At 67.5% G+C, this 394-nt stretch carries 1 protein-coding gene; it reads right to left on the bottom strand.

The window, feature by feature from the left end:
- Positions 1–394, bottom strand: a 394-nt coding sequence (locus VT50_RS37890; RefSeq protein ID WP_206269557.1) for a ketoacyl-synthetase C-terminal extension domain-containing protein, incomplete at both ends; no start/stop codon positions are given.

The following is a 394-nucleotide window of genomic DNA, read 5'->3' as shown; positions in this document are numbered from 1 at the left end:
TCCGAACCCAGAACCACAGCACGGTGCTCAAACACCGCACGCGAACCCACCAGAGCACGACCCACACCCACTACGTCCACACCACCACCATCAGCCTGCGCAGCACGCACATACTCCAGCAACCGACCCGCCTGACCAGCCAACGCACCCGCACTACGCCCCGACACCACCCACGGCACCACCCCAGACGACACACCCGCGCCATCGGGTAGCTCACCAGCCGGGGTGCCCTCCACCAGCGCCTGGACCGCTGGTGCTTCCTCCACGATGACATGCGCATTGGTCCCCGACACACCGAAGGAAGACACACCAGCCCGCCGCACCCGCTCCCCACGCCGCCACGCCACGGGCTCGGTCAGCAACTCCACCGCACCCGCATCCCAATCCACATGCG

The organism is Streptomyces antioxidans (assembly GCF_000968685.2).
Lineage (GTDB): Bacteria > Actinomycetota > Actinomycetes > Streptomycetales > Streptomycetaceae > Streptomyces > Streptomyces antioxidans.
Note: the sequence above shows the minus strand (reverse complement) of the source record. Positions and strands in the feature narration are given on the sequence as shown.